Below are 15,572 nucleotides of genomic sequence, written 5' to 3'. Positions count from 1 at the left end.
GTGTAAAACTGGTATCTCTCTCCCGACAACCACAACCGGGAGGAGTACACATGCGAGACTGGCAGGGACGGGTAGCGATTGTGACCGGGGCATCCGGGGGCATCGGTGTGTATGTTGCTCGGGTGTTAGTGGAGCGTGGAGCGAACGTGGTTTTGGTGGCCCGGTCGGCGGACAAGTTGGCGACCGTCGCCACGGAGTTGTCGAAGCTGACCGACTCGAAAAGTCGGGTGCTCGTTGTGCCGACGGATGTGACCTCGCTGCCGGACTTAGAACGTCTCGTCTCCCGCACACATGTCGAATTCGGGCAAATTGATGTGCTGGTCAACAATGCGGGCATTGACGGCTACTGCCCGTTTGAGAAGATCTCGCATGAGCGAATTTCGAGCATCGTTGACGTGAATCTGACCTCCGCGATGCACCTCACGCGGCTTGTCATTCCGCATATGTTGAAGCAAGGCGGCGGACATGTGGTGAATATGTCGTCGACGGCGGGTCAGGTCGGACCGGCGTTCGGAGCAGCTTACGGGGTGACGAAAGCCGGGCTGATCGCGTTCACGGAATCGCTGCGGGCAGAGTACGCGGATCGTTGGATCAGTGCCTCGGTCATCTGCCCCGGCTTCACGAATGACGGTGGCATTTATGAGGAAATGAAACGTCGCACCGGTCGCGGCACACCGGCGACAGTCGGTTACACGACTGCCAAAGCCGTTGCGAAAGCCGTCATCAAAGCCATCGAACAAGACAAACCCGAACTCATCGTCAACACGCCGCCCATGCGACCGATCTTCGTGCTCAAAGCAATATGGCCCACATTGGGGAATTGGATCGTTCGCCAAGCGTCGCGTCGGTTCCTCAAAAAAATCGCGAGCCAACCGGAACCGAGTGATTCCTCAGTGAAAGCGGCTTAAACTGGAAAGGATTTCAAGTCACATGGAATTCTTAGGTTCCAGCAATGATTACTTGGCACCCGATTGATCTGTATAACAAGAAACGAAGCCGCAGGTTGGGGGAATCCAATGCTGTCGAACGTGATGAAATTCTGACAGATTTTATGGTGATGTGGAGAACACTATTCTGTGAGCAAATTCCCTCGATTGAGAACCTCGAATGGAACTTGGTCATCTGTGGCATGGTAATTGATAATGGTACTTTCGGCTTGGTCGCTACCAAAGAAGTGGAAAGATCCCTTTCACAAGTCAGCTGTTTGGTCTGTTTTGCCAACCTTCGCGATGAGTTGCAGTCACAATTTGCTTCGTCTGCTGACTACTTGGCAGCCTGTCATGAATGTGAGCAGCGATATGTCAAGATGTTGACGGAGGCATGGACCGCCGTCCGAGTGGAACACTGCATTTGCGATTTGCTTGGAAGCATGCAGTTCCAGTTTCGAGTTGAGACATCACCTGAGAACGATGAACAACCCTTTCTTGAAACCGTTCTGAATTAGCGAACGATTTTGGCAGCTCACGACTCCCATGGCACTGGGACGCCGACGGTCTTTCCGACGGCTTCCAATTCTGCTTGGTGTTCGGCTGTCAGTTCGATCGTTTCGGCTGTGGATTCGGCGGGTTGGAGATGCTCGCGGTCGGCGTCTTCGAGTTCTTGCATCACCATAACCATGCGTTTGTCGAAGGTTTCGCGGCCGATGAGTTGCTCGGGGTCGATAGCGTAGACGAAGTGCTCGTCGCCTTCAATTTGGGGGTCGCGTTTCTTCAAAATGGGCGGTTTGCGGCCGCTGAGTGGGCCGGTCAGCATGTCCAAAACGAAGGCCAAACCGGTGTGCGGCGGAGCCAGCATGTCCCGTACGATGAGCGGTGAACCGTCGGAGATTGGCAAACTGCGGGCGACTCTCCCGGCGGAGGCAATGGGTTTGGAACCGTCCGTCAACGCATGTTTCGCTGGTCCACCGGCCGTGATGATCTGACCGATCAAACCCGCGTCGGCTAACTTGCGGGCATACACACTTAGATTCCCGACCGGTCGGCTGTTCTTCACCACGACGGTGCCAGTGCCGACCTGCTTGGCTTTCTCGATGGCCAATTCGATTGCCCGTGTAGCCGCGACGGGGCCAAGTCCGGTGCTGCCATCGAGGAGTGCGACGGCGGGTGTCTCAGTCAGTGTGAGGATCTGCGCTCGCGGATCGATGCTGGCGGTGTTAATGGCCTCGACCGCGTCTGGCAGCAACCGCGTGCCCAGTTCCGGAGTTCCCGCCAAATCGGCCGCCACCCAACAATCCGCGACGATGGCCGCATCCCGTTCGAAGACACTTTTCTTGTCCAGAACATCGATCACAAACTGCCGCAAACCCGCAACTGCAAAGGACATGACACCACTCTTCTAATCTATTGTTGGTCTCGATTTCGGATTTGATCCAGACAAAACCCGTTGGCTGGTCTCGGGATTCGCTGGAACGAAACATTGGAGTCTGCCCGCATTGTCGTCGATGTAAAGTCGGCCACACGAACCACATTGCCACATCAGTCGGGCTCGTGATGAGATGATTTGCCGCATCCGCATTTTTGCGTCTTCGTTGTCGAGAGTGCCTTCCGAAACGGAATCCACCACGTGTTCGTCGAGCGAATCGTAAACCTCGAACCAAACCTGATCGGGAATCAGATAAGCCTTGTGCGGCAGTGCGTCTGTCGCATCAAGAATCTTCTTGCCGCAATGGCAGCTAATCTTCACGAGAATTCCTCGAACTCATCACGGCCCGTTGAGAACGTCGTTGATGTTTCGCCCGCTAAGAACCGTCGAATCTGGCACGTCGGCGTCATTATGAACGCTTTGGCAGACCGTCGCAAAGCCGCAGGTGATTTCTTGCGGTCTGTGGCGAGGCCGATCTTGAGAGAAATCATGAAATCCGCTATGACACCGCCCGCATTCGGTCGGTTGGACGCGAGCGTTTTGCGAGCGTTCACTATCCGAGCATGAGTCATTTTGATTGCGGGTGTATCTGCCGGTCCACAAGGAGGTGCGACAATGGCGACCTTTCCAACTCCATCGACGAACCCAATTCGAGGCTGGATTGCGATTTCCTTCGTGGGATTGCTGACGGTTTCGGCAACGGCACAAACCGCCGATGCGGCCCAGAAATTTCCGTATGCGGCTGTCGTGCGGGTCGAGGGGGCTTACGTCCGGAGCGGTCCTGGGAAATCGTATTATCCCACGGAACGGCTAGCCCGCGGTGTCAAGGTGACGATTCATCGTCACGACCCCGGCGGTTGGTTCATGGTGGCTCCTCCAACGGGCAGCTTCAGTTGGATTCGAGCCGAATACGTCCGCCAGACCGGACCGAAGAAAGGCCAAGTCACTGCGGACAACGTCGTCGTGCGGGTCGGCAGTAGTTTCGGTGACGAAACCCGCAACGTCGAACAAGTTCGACTCTCGAAGGGGGATGTCGTCGACATCATCGAGAAGAAAACCGTCGAATCCGAACAAGGTCCGTTGGCGTTGTTCAAGATTCAACCGCCCAAGGGTGAGTACCGATGGATTGCCGGTCAGGATGTATCGGCGGCGAATGAAATCGTCCGCAACGAGCAGGATCGCAATCCGTTTATGACGCCGTCCAATGCTCGCCGCGAACCGACTCAACCCACCGGACCCACCAATCCGAATCCGCAACCGGAACGGGTCGCCAATTCGCCGGATCGGTTGATGCCTCGAGATGCCAACGCGGGGCCGGCGCCCGTTGGTGAACCATTCCAAACGGAAACGCTCGACAGTCCCGAGGACGGAATCCGCCGTAACGGACCCGATCTGCAAGAAAAGTTGGCTCAGAAAGCGGAGCTGCAACGACTCGATGACGAATTCCGAAACATGGTCGACCGCCCCACGAAAGATTGGCAGTTCGATCAGCTCACCGAAAGTTATCGGCAACTGAAAAAACACGCGGTCATGCCCGCGATTGCCAGCCAAATCGAATTGCGATTCGAGGCGTTGGAACGGTATGAGGAAATCAAATCCGAATACGATAACCTGATGAAACTCACCAGCGAGACCCGCAAACGAGACGCGGAGTTGCTTTCGCTCCAGAAGAAGAACGGCGGTGAGAAACCGCTCAGCGAAACCCTGCCGACGCTCGAAATGAAACCGGAGGCACCGGCTGAATCGTCGGAATCTCGGGATCCGTTTGCACAACCGCCATCAAACCCGGCCCCGCCGAGCCCCGCATCATCGCAAGGCACTCCGAAGGACAAAACGCCGGATGCCCAGGGTTGGATGCCGAGTGGATCAGCCGACGAAAAGGCCGATCGACCAACGCCACCCCCATCACCGCAACCGAGCCGACCGGTGCCGAATCCCGCGCCAGGGCCGAATCCGAATCCGGTTCCGAACCCAGGACCGACCGACGCTCCACAATTCGACGGTGCCGGCATTGTGCAGCGAACACCAGCGGTGCTGCAAAACTTCCCACGACACGTATTGATCACACCGAAAGGCCGCGTGTTGGCATATCTTCAAGCAACGCCGGGGATGAATCTCGATCGCTTCGTCGGCCACGCGTACGGTTTACACGGCAAACGATTCTACCGTGATGACCTGCGAACCGACCTCATCATCGTGGAGAAACTCACCCCAGTCCGGTTGGCACCGTGATTTCGTTCAATGGGTAAGCAGTAAAGAACCCGTCACTGCTTGCCCTGCCGAACCGGAAGCACGATTCGCACGAACGTTTCCTGTCGAGCCTGTTTCGGGGTGTGGTCGTCGATTTGGAATTCCGTCGCCGGGGTTTTGACGCGACCGAACAAAATGGCCCGGTTGTTGTGGAGCAAATCCGTCAGATCGAGTTGCCGCAACGAACTGTTTTGCAATGACGTATACTTCGCACCGCCAAGTTGGGAGAAGAACGTCATCACGCGGAGGATTTCGGCCTCGGCTTGCGGGTGTGGTTTGTCGAGCGGACGGTACAGCGAACGATCTTGCCGAAAATCGGTTTGCCCCGTCGTGCGGTCGGTTTCCGTGACGGTGACTTCGCCGGTCAGGAAGCCCGTCAAATCCCGCTGCGAAACCTGCGACCAAACAGCGGCCGACGCGGGCCAACTCCGATCGGGCGACAACGGGGCAATCTCGCCCGTGTTTCGATCGACGATCTGCCGATACACCCGCCGATCATACGCGAGCAACCAATCCTCGATGGCGACCGGCAGATGATGCGTGAAACTTCCTTGCAAACGACCGCCGCCGATGTGAACCAACTCGCTCTCCACCAACGGACTCGACTCGGCTGCATTCTCTGCGTGCCATTCCGCGGCGAAACTTCCGGTCGACCAGAGCAAAATCGGGTAATCTTCCAAGCCAGTCGCGGAATCGGCAAAATGATAGCTCGGTTGCCCGGCTCGCACACCCGCCTGCCGATACAACCCGCCGAAGGCATTCTCGGGCGCAGCGGACCAACTCAGCCGAGTGCCATTCGTGGTGGCTTTGCTTCCCGATCCGGCCCATTCCATCGGTTCGGCCGACAAGCGGTAGCGTCGGGCTTCGGGTGAGTAGACGGTACACCAAGACTGCGTCCGCACCGCATTGGTGTCCCCATCGATGTCGATAAGGTCGAGCTGATTCGTCAGTAATTCCGATCCGTTGTCGACACCAGCCAACCAAACCGCAAACACAGTCGCTGCCAGAATCCACATGGGCAACGTGATCCACGTCAGTTGCGGCCGCTTCAACACCCGATGCACAAGGAAATAATCCAGCGGACCAACGATCAGCAAATACAGCAACATCAAACCGAGAATCGCCCACAGACTACCTCGCGTGATGGAGGGGAAGTCCGCCTGTGTTGCGTGAATTTGCGAGGCGAGATCCGTGATTCCGGTGCTCGCCAATCGACCCGTTCCCCCCGCAGCGGCAGAGGACTCGTCGGAGATACCCACGAACAATTTCCGCATCAGGAACGGCAAGGGTTTCCAATCGGCGAGTGGCGCACGGTTCAGATCGGTCCCGATGGCCGTGACGAGACCGAATCCCATCGGCACTTGGATCACGAGCGGACCGGAGAGTGCCGAAACAACCGTCCGACCGCCGCCGGTTTCTGAGTGATCTTCCGGCGAATCGAACCGCACACCGATCGGAAACGGCCGCCGAACTTCCAACGGCGATTGCTTGCTGGTGTACGATTCCAACCCTTGCAAATCACGGATTTGCGTCGTCTCGAACGTCGGTAACACACCGGAAGACGGATCGTCCGAAGCGAGTATTTTTCCCAACGGACTGTTCCGGAACGCATCCGATTCCTCGCCAATCGCGACGCAAAGATGCCCGCCATGCCGGACCCATTCCGCAATGGCGGCGGTCGGTTTTTCGCCGAGATCTTGAGATTCTGAAACGATCAAAATCGCATCGAGCGATTCGTACAAGTCGCTTTGCTCCGGCGGAGCGGCGGCGTCTTCGGAGATGAGCGGGATATACCGAATCGGTGGCGAACCCGCGTCTTCCGTGAATTGCCAAGGCCCACCGACCACACCCACCAAGAACTCGGACTGCTCCAACGCCGGCAGGGTTCCACCGAGACTTTTCGCCACCACGGATTCTGAGGCTTCCGAGTCGCGACTCAATTCCACCCGCACGGTCAGCGGTGTGTCGAGTCGGCCCGGCCGAAACCGTGTGGTGAGCACATGCTCGCCGTCGCGATCCAGCGGGATCGGTTCGCTGGGAAGAATGGTCAGGTTGCCATCGGGATCGGGCGACTCGACAACCAGCGTGACTTCACAAGCCCGCGTGGTCTCCAACCGCACCGTGATCGGCGTCCAACGACCGACTTTGAAGAGATTCTCCGAACCGAAACCCACGTGTTCGACCACAGCCGAACCGGGCACCAGAGCGGGGTCATCGAAGGCGAAACCGATCGGCGTTTCAGTCAGAACGAAAACCAGGCACAATCCAAGAGCACGCAGCATCACAGATACGACCGAGACAATAGGAAACAAATGATGGTATGAGCCATCATCATAAAGCGTCCCCCGTTGCCTCGGCAGTGTACCCTCCGAATTTTTCCGGCTTGCTGATGATCAAGAATTGATGAAGACCAGTCTCAACCGCCGCCTTAACGGGGCGAATCCGCTTTTGCGCTGGCGGTTTGAACGTCGGAATCGGCTTGATTTCGCCATTTCGTCAGACCTTCGTCGAGGAAGTTCGCGAAGTCGCCTTTCTCGCGTTCCAGCCCAGTGTATTTGGAGAGAATCGTTTCGCCATTCGGTGTGACGACCGCATACGCCGGCAACGACACATCACCGAACCAATCGTTTTGCAGCTTGCGATTCTGCTCCAAAATTTCGTTCTTGCGATCGGCGTCGGCGATGCCGGGAACATTGTCGGTATAAAGTTGCACGCGGACGAACTCATTGAGTAAATCGCGATTCTGCGGTTCGGCCATGCGTTTTTCCATCAACCGACAATTCACGCAATTGACGCCGGTGAAATCCAAGAACAGCGATCGCCCGGTTTGTTTCGCATAGGCAACGGCAGTATCGAAATCCAAGGAATATACCAAACCATCGTGGAAGGTGTGCGGACCGAGCGTCTTGGTAAGTGCTTCGGTCGCTTCCGAATTCGGTGACAGCACGAGCCCTTCGTGAATCACCATCGGACCGGGAAGATTTTCGAGAATTGCCGATGCGACCGGATCGTCGGTCACGGTGTGTTCCGAACCGTCCTCACTTCCGAATTGCGGAGGCGCGAACGCGATGACTTGCTTGTCGAACTCGTTGCTGGCGGCTTCGGGATCGGCCATCAGGTAGCCAAGTCGCCATGTCACGAGCAAAAACGGAATAGCGATCAGAATGCGGGGGATCGTCAGCATTTTGCTGCCGGAATCACAGGAGAACCGCACAATTCCCAAGATGTAAAGCGTCGTCATAGCTGCCACCAAGAACCAGACCATCATCACGGTATCGAACGTGAAAATGGTCGGCGGGGTGTGGTAGCTGAGTTCCGCGGTGCTGAGGAACTTCAACGCCGCTCCGATTTCCAGCAATCCCAGCGTGACTTTGACATTCGTCATCCAACCGCCACTCTTGGGCATGCTCTTGAGAAACGCCGGAAAGAGTGCCAGTAGGAAAAATGGTGCAGAGAACACTCCGGAGAACACCACCATCCCAATGATCGGCCAGAGATAATCGCCTTTGGAGGCCCACACCAACACCGTCCCCGCCACCGGGAATGTGCAGGTGAACGAGACGAGGGTAAAGGTCAACGCCATGAACACCGTCCCGACCATGCCGCCTTTGGATTCCTTGTTTGACGACCACGTGAGCAACCACGATGGCACGGTCAGTTCAAAGAAGCCCAACATGCTGATGCCGAAGAACACCAGCACCAAACCGAGCACCACGTTCAGCGTCACGCTGTTCGCAAACGCATTGAGTGCCGCCGGTCGGAAGAGGACAGCAATGAGCAACCCCAATACCGTGAACGTCAGCATGATGGAACCGCTATAAACCATCGCCAAAGTCGCCGGGCGATGGTGTGCCTTCTCCGCTTGTTTGAGGAAGAAGCTGACGGTGATCGGAATCATCGGGAACACACATGGCGTGAGCAGCGACAACGCGCCGGAGATCGCCGCCCACCCAATGAAGTACACTAATCCTTTCGCTTTGAGTTCCGCACCACTAGTGGTGGAATCGTCGGTCTTGCTGGATTCGTCGGCTTCGCTGGTGATCGTTGTCGGAGCAACCGCGGCGGCATCGGGGTCAAGCGAACCCAAATTAAATTCCAGACCGATCGGCACGCATGAACTCTCGTTGCAAACCTGTCCATCGTATTCGCCGATCACTCCGAAACCGTCGTCACCGGCGGCCTCTTGCACAGTGTAGGTCCGCGACCAAGTCACTTCGTCTTCGTAAGATTCTTGTTTTGCCTCTTTGAAGCCAAGATCGATCGTTTTGATCTCGAACTTTCGATCGGCGGTGAATTCGTCTGATTTGGGTTCGAGATTGCGGACCGAGGTGACATCGATTTTCGTCGCCTGTGCCGCATTGCCGGGCGGTTGCGTCGTGGAGTACGTGTGCCGGTCCTCTGGCATTTTGACCGTCACCGACAGCGTCACCGTATCGCCGGGTGCTGCATCGGTGGGCGACAACTTCACGGAGACGGTCGCCGCACCAGTCTTCTTGACGATGTTCTCGAACTGCCCTGTGCTACCTGCCACGGGAGCGGCTCCCGCGAGTGTCACGGCGATTTCACTGTTGAGCGGTCGGCAACTTCCCGCCACACAAACTTGATAATCGACGGCCCCCGTCAATTTCACGTCTTCAGTCGGCACGTCGCCGGTGTATTCGTACTTCCGAGAGAACGTTGTTGTCTTGTGGAACTCCTCGACATCGCCTTCGAAGATCTCGTTGAATTCCCGTTTCGGTTTGTGATCCGGTGTGAACTTCTCGTCAACGGCTTTCAGTCCAACGGTCTCACTGACTTTGAAAATCGTCGGGCCACCTTTGGGGGTGTTCTGAGAATAAATGTGCCCGCCCGTCGGAACGTTGATCGTCACTTCCAGAACGACTTGATCACCGGCTTTGAGGTCATCAACCGACCCGTTGACCGGTTTGATTGCCGAACTTACGTCAGCTTTGGACTTGGATTTCGGTTTGATAGGCCCGTCGTCGTTGCCGGCGTTGAACAAGTCCAGCAGCGATTCGCCATCTTCCTGTGCCGACACCGACGGTCCGCTCAAGGGAAGAATGAGTGCGACAGCCAGCAGCAAAATGCCAGCGCGTTGCAATCGTCGAATCAGGTCTTGAGTTATCGGGCCCATCAGTTCAGTCCTTGTTGATTTCGGATCGGGGTGCTCCCAACCGTGAAGTCTCGTCGTCCGTTGGATTGGGTCTGCTCCAAGGGTATCTTCGTCAGGGCAACGTGAGGAGTCTGTGAAGTATTCCACAGTTGTCCCAAGCTGCCAGTCATGGAACAATCCCATCATGCGAATTTTAGCGGAAACACCCCGATTCAACCAATGGGTCTTTACCTTCGCTGGATTGCTGGTCGTGCTGGCAGCTTTGGGTAGGACTGTCGCGATCCACGCGGAACCGCCTCAAAACATCGCCTTGAACGATCCCCTGCCCTACGGAACGCCGGTCATCGACTACTTCGCCGAGACAACCGACGATGCAGTCGCCCAGTGGAACAGCAAAGCCAACGCCAAGGCGATTGCACTCGAATCCCACCCCTCACGGGGATACTTGGATGGACTCCTGAATGCGTTGGATGTGCCGATTTCCTCGCAGATGTTGGTGTTCACGAAAACGGCGTTGAATCCCCGGCTCGTCTCGCCGCAAACACCGCGTGCGATTTACTTTAACGACGACGTCAGTGTCGGCTGGGTGTCCGGGGCGGAGTCGTTGGAAATTGCCACGGTCGACTCCAAACGCGGCGTCATCTTCTACACGCTTTCGCAACCCAAGGACGACGCCGATCGGTCACTCGTTTTCCGACGCGAGCAACGCTGTCTTGCTTGCCATGCGGGTTCCGCCACGTTGAAAGTTCCGGGCGGGGTGATCAAATCGTTCCGTCCCGACGAAATCGGCAAGCCGATCAGCGGGTACTCACGCGTCACGCACGAACTCGAATTCCACAAACGCTTCGGCGGTTGGTATGTGACCGGAAAGCATGCCGATGCCGAACATCGTGGGAATGTCTTTGGAGAGGTCCAAAACACTATCGACCGCATGAACATGACCGACTTGGACACCTTGGTGGACACTTCGCCGTATCCGTCTCGGCACAGCGACATCGTGGCCCAACTGGTGTTTCATCATCAGATGCACGGCTGGAATTTGCTGATCCGTGCGGGCATGGAATCTCGGTTGAATCGCCGTTCGACCGTGGAAGACGATCTGCTGCGGTACCTGCTGTTCATCGACGAAGCCCCATTGACGGCGGCTGTGTCGGGCACATCGAGTTTCACGCGAGAGTTTTCAAATCGCGGACCGAAAGATTCGCAGGGTCGGTCGCTGCGTCAGTTCGATCTCAAAACCCGGCTCTTTCGCTACCGGTTGAGCTATCTTGTGTATTCACAAGCGTTTAAGGGATTGCCTCGGCCAGTTCGCGGACGCTTGGCCACGCGATTCGCTCACATCCTGACAACCCCGGATTGCCCGCCACCGTTTGATCAAATCCCGTTTGAAGAACGGTCGGCGATCTGGGAAATCCTCTGCGACACAAAACCAAAGTTTGTCGCGCTTCGGAAGAAAGCGGACAAGTCGAGCGGTTCATTGGATGCCCGTCGGGAACCAAATTCGAAAGGTGCTCCCAAATCCAAATTCTGACTCGACGGTGATTTGAGCATCGTGATTTTTCACGATATTTTGCACTAAACTCAACCCCAATCCCGTTCCACCGCTTCCCGCCCGCGTGGTAAACCGCGGCTTCCAAATGTGCATCAGTTGAGACTGTGGAATCCCGAGTCCCTCATCAATTACGGCAATTTCAACGCCATCCCGAATACACTGAGTCCGAATCGTGACCGGTGAATCGTGCGGGCTGGCTTGAGCCGCGTTCTGAATCAAATTAACCAATGCAATCTCGATCGCGAGTTCGTTCACCAAGATCGGAGGCAGATCATCCGTTAATTCTTTTCGAACGTCGAGACCAATGCCAGTTTCCGACATTCGGGCTAATGTCACGGCTGTCTCACAGATCTTATTGAGGTCCGCGAACGATCGAACATTTCCATCCCCATTGCAAAACGACAACGCACTTTTGACCAGATTTTGGCATCGACGCGACGCCTCGACAATCAATTTCAGGCACTCGCGAAGTCGGTGAGCGGATTGAGGGCGGTCGACAATTTGCATAGCCGACTCTGCAGAGAGAACAATAGCCCCAATCGGATTTTTCAACTCATGGGCCACCCCGGCAGAGAGTTGCCCAAGCGACATCAACCGTTCTTCCTCAGTTGATAATGGTCCTTGCTCAATCGATCGGAATCGGCTGCGAAGTCGTCGTCGACGAACAATCATCAATCATCCTCTCTCTCACACCTTATCGATCACACGCTACTATCTAATGAGAACGGCATGGATGTTTGTGATTTCGCAGCAAAACTTGACAACAAATTGAGAATACGGGGGATTCCCCCATCAAAATGACTGTTAGGGCGCTTAAGAACTTCCAATATAGGTAGTTCTACCAACACCCCTTAGGAGCCAAACGGACTGTCTCACGGAGGCTTTGTCAACGGGTTTTCACTCGTTGGACAGCGTCTCTTCTCGCCGTTCGAGAATGTGATTGCTGATCAATTTACGAAGGAAACACAAGAAGGGAGGTTGCCGAGTCAGTTCCCATCGAACCGACGGCCGAGCCAATGCAAAGTGCAATTTGGTCTAGGGATCAATTCGACAGACGACCTCCGCCCCGACGTAATCGGCAAACACGAACGGCCCGACAAATTCGGCATGATCGAAACAAGCCGGATAGCGAGCCCGATCACCGATCAAGCCATGAATGATGGCCCGATCGGCGTAAACCGGCACGGAAACCGAACTGGGTACCGAATGGCTTCGTTCCCAGCTTTCACGACCATACGAATCACCCAGCGTAATACGCATTGGCAGCAGCGACGCCGCTGCCGGGGGTGACGGATACGGATTGATCGGTCAGGCAGCGTTCCAAGGCGGCGAGGAACAAGAGCACGTTGCGTTCGCTACTGGCTTCGCCCATCAATCCGATTCGCCAAGTTTTGCCTTTCATTGGTCCCAAGCCAGCTCCAATTTCGATGCCGAATTGGTTGAGCAGTTGGCCCCGAACTTTCGCATCGTCGCAACCCTCGGGAATTTTGGCGGCATTGAGCATTGGCAGGCGAATGCCCTCAGCGACGGCGTAATCGATCCCCATTGCTTCCAGACCGGCTGCGAGGGCTTGATGATTCCGCAGATGCCGGGCATGTCGGGCTTCCAAACCTTCTTCGAGGACGATCCTGAGTGCCTCGTGCAATCCGTAGTTGGCGTTGATCGGCGCGGTGTGGTGGTAAGACCGTTGTTCGCCCCAATAATTCCGGATCATCGTGGTATCAAGATACCAACTCGCAACTTTCGTCTTGCGGTTTTCGATTTTCTCGACCGCACGCGGGCTGAACGTCACCGGAGCCAATCCCGGCGGACACGACAAACATTTCTGTGTGCCGCTGTAAACCGCATCGAGTTGCCAAGCATCGACTTCCACCGGTGCCCCGCCGAGTGACGTCACGGTATCGACGAGCAACAGTGCCCCGGCATCGTGGACGATTTTCGAGATTTCTTCGAGCGGTTGATGGGCCCCCGTCGACGTTTCCGCATGCACGATTCCCACGACTTGCGGCGAATGTTGTTCGATGGCGGCTTTGACTTCGTCTGCATCGAACACCTCACCGAATGGGCGTTCAATGACGGACACCTCTGCCCCGGCCCGCTCGGCGACATCGGCCATCCGTCCGCCGAATACACCGTTCTTGCAGACCAAAACGCGATCGCCCGGCTCGACCACATTGACCACGCAACATTCCATCCCCGCACTGCCGGTCCCGCTGACGGCCAACGTGAGTTGATTCTCCGTGCGGAACACCTCTCGCAGCATCGACTGCATTTCATCCATAATCTGCAGGAAATACGGATCGAGATGCCCCACCGTGGGAGCCGCCATCGCCGCCAAAACCCGTGGCGAAATCGCACTCGGTCCTGGTCCCATCAAAATTCGTTCGGGTGGCGTTACGGGAGCGGGCAAAGTTGTAGTCGTCATCGAAACTCTCCTTGGGTGATCTCTGAGGGCGGCATTCTAACGAACTGCCGGCTGGGTGGCACGTCTCAGAGCAAAGCGATCGACGCGTTCAGTAGGGAATCCCGACCCGTCCCGTTGGTCATCGCGTGTCACTGAACCGCACGTTCCGCGAATCACTAACTTGGCGTGTCTGACGTCTCTTCCTACACTGAAGACAAATCCATCAAAACTGTTCGATCCGTTCACTCGATACACGTTGGAAACATGAAATACGCAATTGGCTTGTTAGCGGTCTTCGTTTGTTCGTGGAATAACGCACACGCGGCTACGCTCCTCGCGGGGGCGGCGAAGGTGGATATTACCGATGTGGACGCCGGGCCGGTGGATGGTCCCATGTACGCCCGCGCGTTGGTGTTGAAGAACGACACCACGATGGCGGCGATTATCACCGTCGATGCGGTCGCGATTGGCGAAATTGGACCAATCGGGAATGATTATCTCCCGAATGTACGGGCCGCACTCAAGAAACTTGGCATCCCGCCAACACAGGTCATCGCCAACGCGAGCCATTGTCATGGGCTTGTATGTGCCGACGCCGACCAACGCACGATCCAAGCGGTGAAGCAGGCCATCGAAAACCTGGTGCCGGTCCGAGTGGGTGCCGGCAGCGGGCATGAAGACGGCGTTTCGATCAATCGGCGATTGAAACTCAAGAACGGTCGGGAAATCGACGTGCGACACGCCTACTCGATGCCCGCCGATAAAGACGTCGCCAAAGTCGGACCGATCGATCCGGAAATCGGCGTGCTCCGGTTAGACCGCATGGACGGTCGCACGCTCGCGGTTGTGTACAACTTCGCATGTCATCCGATTCAGGGAGCCGCCAGCAAAGGCAACACCGCCGACATGACAGGCTTTTCCTCGAAAGTCATCGAAGAGAATACCAGTGACGGAGCCGTCGCACTCTTTGTGCAGGGATGTGGTGGCGATATCAATCCGGTGTTTTACAAAGATGTCGATCACCCCCGCGACGCCGAACCCCTCGGCAACCAATTGGGTCTGAGTACGTTGAAGGCGTACCGCAAAATTCAGCCGACTGAAGATGACCGTTTGCAAGTCATCAACGAAACTCTCGCCCTTCCGCGAGCCGACAATGCCGAAAAGATTGCCGCAACCGAGTCCGAAATCGATCGCCTCCTCAAAACCCTTCGTGGCACGAGTTTGAGCTTCAAAACCTTCATGCCGCTGGCAGTGAAATACAAACTCGCACCGGAATTTCCGTCGTATTACTCACACCGATACCTGCACGACGAGAAACTCGGCCGCAAGGATTTGCCGAATCTCGATGCCGAGAATCGTCAGAACATCGAACGATATATTGCCAACATTCACACGATGGAGCAGTTGACGCGACTCCAAACCAACTTACGATTACTCAAGAAGCATCAAGCCGAGAACGTCGCCGCGGGCAGTCGCACGGTGGACGTCGAACTCGTCGCCATGCGAATCGGTGATTTCGCACTGCTCACCTTCCCCGGCGAACTCACGGTGCAAATCGGCCTGAATATCAAAGAGAAAATCCAACGCAAAAACACCTTCGTGGCCGGTTACACCAACGGCTACATCTATTATGCTCCCACGACTGAACAACTCCTGAACGTCGGCGGTGCCCAAGAAGACAGCGACTGCATCCTCGCCCCCGATTGGCAACCGATCTTCGAAACCAAAGCCGTTGAGATGTTAAAGAAGATCACGAATTAAAACGTAGGGTGCGTGCAGCGCAGCGTAACGCACCGATAGGGCGACTATCGAATAGAAAGTGTCCAAGATCCGTAGGGTGCGTCGCGACGCACCGCATTTCCGTGTCACCAATCGGTGCGTTACGACGCACC

General features: G+C 56.1%; 12 protein-coding genes. 5 read left to right on the top strand and 7 right to left on the bottom strand.

What is annotated here, in order from left to right; genetic code table 11:
• Window positions 1-50: 50 nt before the first annotated feature.
• Complete coding sequence (locus tag G6R38_RS24360; RefSeq protein WP_166831387.1) at window positions 51-908, top strand: SDR family NAD(P)-dependent oxidoreductase; 858 nt, start codon at window positions 51-53, stop codon at window positions 906-908.
• 44 nt (window positions 909-952) lie between these two features.
• Window positions 953-1,444, top strand: a complete 492-nt coding sequence (locus G6R38_RS24355; RefSeq protein ID WP_166831386.1) for a hypothetical protein — start codon at window positions 953-955, stop codon at window positions 1,442-1,444.
• A 17-nt stretch (window positions 1,445-1,461) separates the two neighbouring features.
• Here G6R38_RS24355 and G6R38_RS24350 read toward each other — a convergent pair whose 3' ends face one another.
• Both G6R38_RS24350 and G6R38_RS24345 read right to left on the bottom strand, forming a co-directional pair.
• Entirely contained in the window at window positions 1,462-2,322 is an 861-nt protein-coding gene (locus G6R38_RS24350) for an Ldh family oxidoreductase (RefSeq protein WP_166831385.1), read from the bottom strand.
• Window positions 2,323-2,334: 12 nt separating this feature from the next.
• Window positions 2,335-2,682, bottom strand: a complete 348-nt coding sequence (locus tag G6R38_RS24345; protein WP_166831384.1) for a hypothetical protein — start codon at window positions 2,680-2,682, stop codon at window positions 2,335-2,337.
• 294 nt (window positions 2,683-2,976) lie between these two features.
• Between G6R38_RS24345 and G6R38_RS28285 the strand changes: the two genes are divergently transcribed.
• A complete protein-coding gene (locus tag G6R38_RS28285; protein ID WP_166831383.1) occupies window positions 2,977-4,593 on the top strand; it encodes an SH3 domain-containing protein in 1,617 nt (538 codons plus the stop codon).
• Window positions 4,594-4,625: 32 nt separating this feature from the next.
• Here G6R38_RS28285 and G6R38_RS24335 read toward each other — a convergent pair whose 3' ends face one another.
• Window positions 4,626-6,893, bottom strand: a complete 2,268-nt coding sequence (locus tag G6R38_RS24335; protein WP_166831382.1) for a hypothetical protein — start codon at window positions 6,891-6,893, stop codon at window positions 4,626-4,628.
• Window positions 6,894-7,039: 146 nt separating this feature from the next.
• Window positions 7,040-9,745 (bottom strand): protein-disulfide reductase DsbD family protein, encoded by a 2,706-nt coding sequence (locus G6R38_RS24330; protein WP_166831381.1) that lies wholly within the window; start codon window positions 9,743-9,745, stop codon window positions 7,040-7,042.
• A gap of 163 nt (window positions 9,746-9,908) precedes the next feature.
• Between G6R38_RS24330 and G6R38_RS24325 the strand changes: the two genes are divergently transcribed.
• On the top strand, window positions 9,909-11,255 hold the full coding sequence (locus G6R38_RS24325; RefSeq protein WP_166831380.1) for a hypothetical protein: 1,347 nt from the start codon (window positions 9,909-9,911) through the stop codon (window positions 11,253-11,255).
• Here the strand turns inward: G6R38_RS24325 and G6R38_RS24320 are convergent.
• From G6R38_RS24320 to G6R38_RS24310, 3 genes are all read right to left on the bottom strand, one after another.
• A complete protein-coding gene (locus tag G6R38_RS24320; protein WP_166831379.1) occupies window positions 11,199-11,948 on the bottom strand; it encodes a sensor histidine kinase in 750 nt (249 codons plus the stop codon). The genes G6R38_RS24325 and G6R38_RS24320 overlap by 57 nt on opposite strands.
• Before the next feature lie 363 nt (window positions 11,949-12,311).
• The gene (locus G6R38_RS24315; protein ID WP_166831378.1) at window positions 12,312-12,536 is read right to left on the bottom strand and encodes a hypothetical protein; all 225 of its coding nucleotides are present in this window, start codon (window positions 12,534-12,536) and stop codon (window positions 12,312-12,314) included.
• Window positions 12,517-13,701, bottom strand: coding sequence for a pyridoxal-phosphate-dependent aminotransferase family protein (locus G6R38_RS24310; RefSeq protein WP_166831377.1), 1,185 nt, complete (start codon window positions 13,699-13,701; stop codon window positions 12,517-12,519). Before G6R38_RS24310 ends, G6R38_RS24315 begins: the two co-directional genes overlap by 20 nt.
• 243 nt (window positions 13,702-13,944) lie before the next feature.
• Here G6R38_RS24310 and G6R38_RS24305 point away from each other — a divergent pair, with 243 nt between their 5' ends.
• Window positions 13,945-15,441 (top strand): hypothetical protein, encoded by a 1,497-nt coding sequence (locus G6R38_RS24305; protein ID WP_206028710.1) that lies wholly within the window; start codon window positions 13,945-13,947, stop codon window positions 15,439-15,441.
• Window positions 15,442-15,572 lie beyond the last annotated feature (131 nt).

The organism is Thalassoroseus pseudoceratinae (genome assembly GCF_011634775.1).
GTDB lineage: Bacteria > Planctomycetota > Planctomycetia > Planctomycetales > Planctomycetaceae > Thalassoroseus > Thalassoroseus pseudoceratinae.
The sequence above is the reverse complement of the archived record's forward strand: the minus strand, read 5'-3'. Positions and strand labels throughout refer to the sequence as shown.

Excerpts from the sequence above, each read along its gene's own strand:
- G6R38_RS24310 (WP_166831377.1), bottom strand. The coding sequence starts at position 13,701 with ATGACGACTACAACTTTGCCCGCTCCCGTAACGCCACCCGAACGAATT.
- G6R38_RS24330 (WP_166831381.1), bottom strand. The coding sequence starts at position 9,745 with ATGGGCCCGATAACTCAAGACCTGATTCGACGATTGCAACGCGCTGGC.
- G6R38_RS24335 (WP_166831382.1), bottom strand. The coding sequence starts at position 6,893 with ATGCTGCGTGCTCTTGGATTGTGCCTGGTTTTCGTTCTGACTGAAACG.
- G6R38_RS28285 (WP_166831383.1), top strand. The coding sequence starts at position 2,977 with ATGGCGACCTTTCCAACTCCATCGACGAACCCAATTCGAGGCTGGATT.
- G6R38_RS24350 (WP_166831385.1), bottom strand. The coding sequence starts at position 2,322 with ATGTCCTTTGCAGTTGCGGGTTTGCGGCAGTTTGTGATCGATGTTCTG.
- G6R38_RS24360 (WP_166831387.1), top strand. The coding sequence starts at position 51 with ATGCGAGACTGGCAGGGACGGGTAGCGATTGTGACCGGGGCATCCGGG.
- G6R38_RS24325 (WP_166831380.1), top strand. The coding sequence starts at position 9,909 with ATGCGAATTTTAGCGGAAACACCCCGATTCAACCAATGGGTCTTTACC.
- G6R38_RS24355 (WP_166831386.1), top strand. The coding sequence starts at position 953 with ATGATTACTTGGCACCCGATTGATCTGTATAACAAGAAACGAAGCCGC.
- G6R38_RS24315 (WP_166831378.1), bottom strand. The coding sequence starts at position 12,536 with ATGCGTATTACGCTGGGTGATTCGTATGGTCGTGAAAGCTGGGAACGA.
- G6R38_RS24320 (WP_166831379.1), bottom strand. The coding sequence starts at position 11,948 with ATGATTGTTCGTCGACGACGACTTCGCAGCCGATTCCGATCGATTGAG.
- G6R38_RS24305 (WP_206028710.1), top strand. The coding sequence starts at position 13,945 with ATGAAATACGCAATTGGCTTGTTAGCGGTCTTCGTTTGTTCGTGGAAT.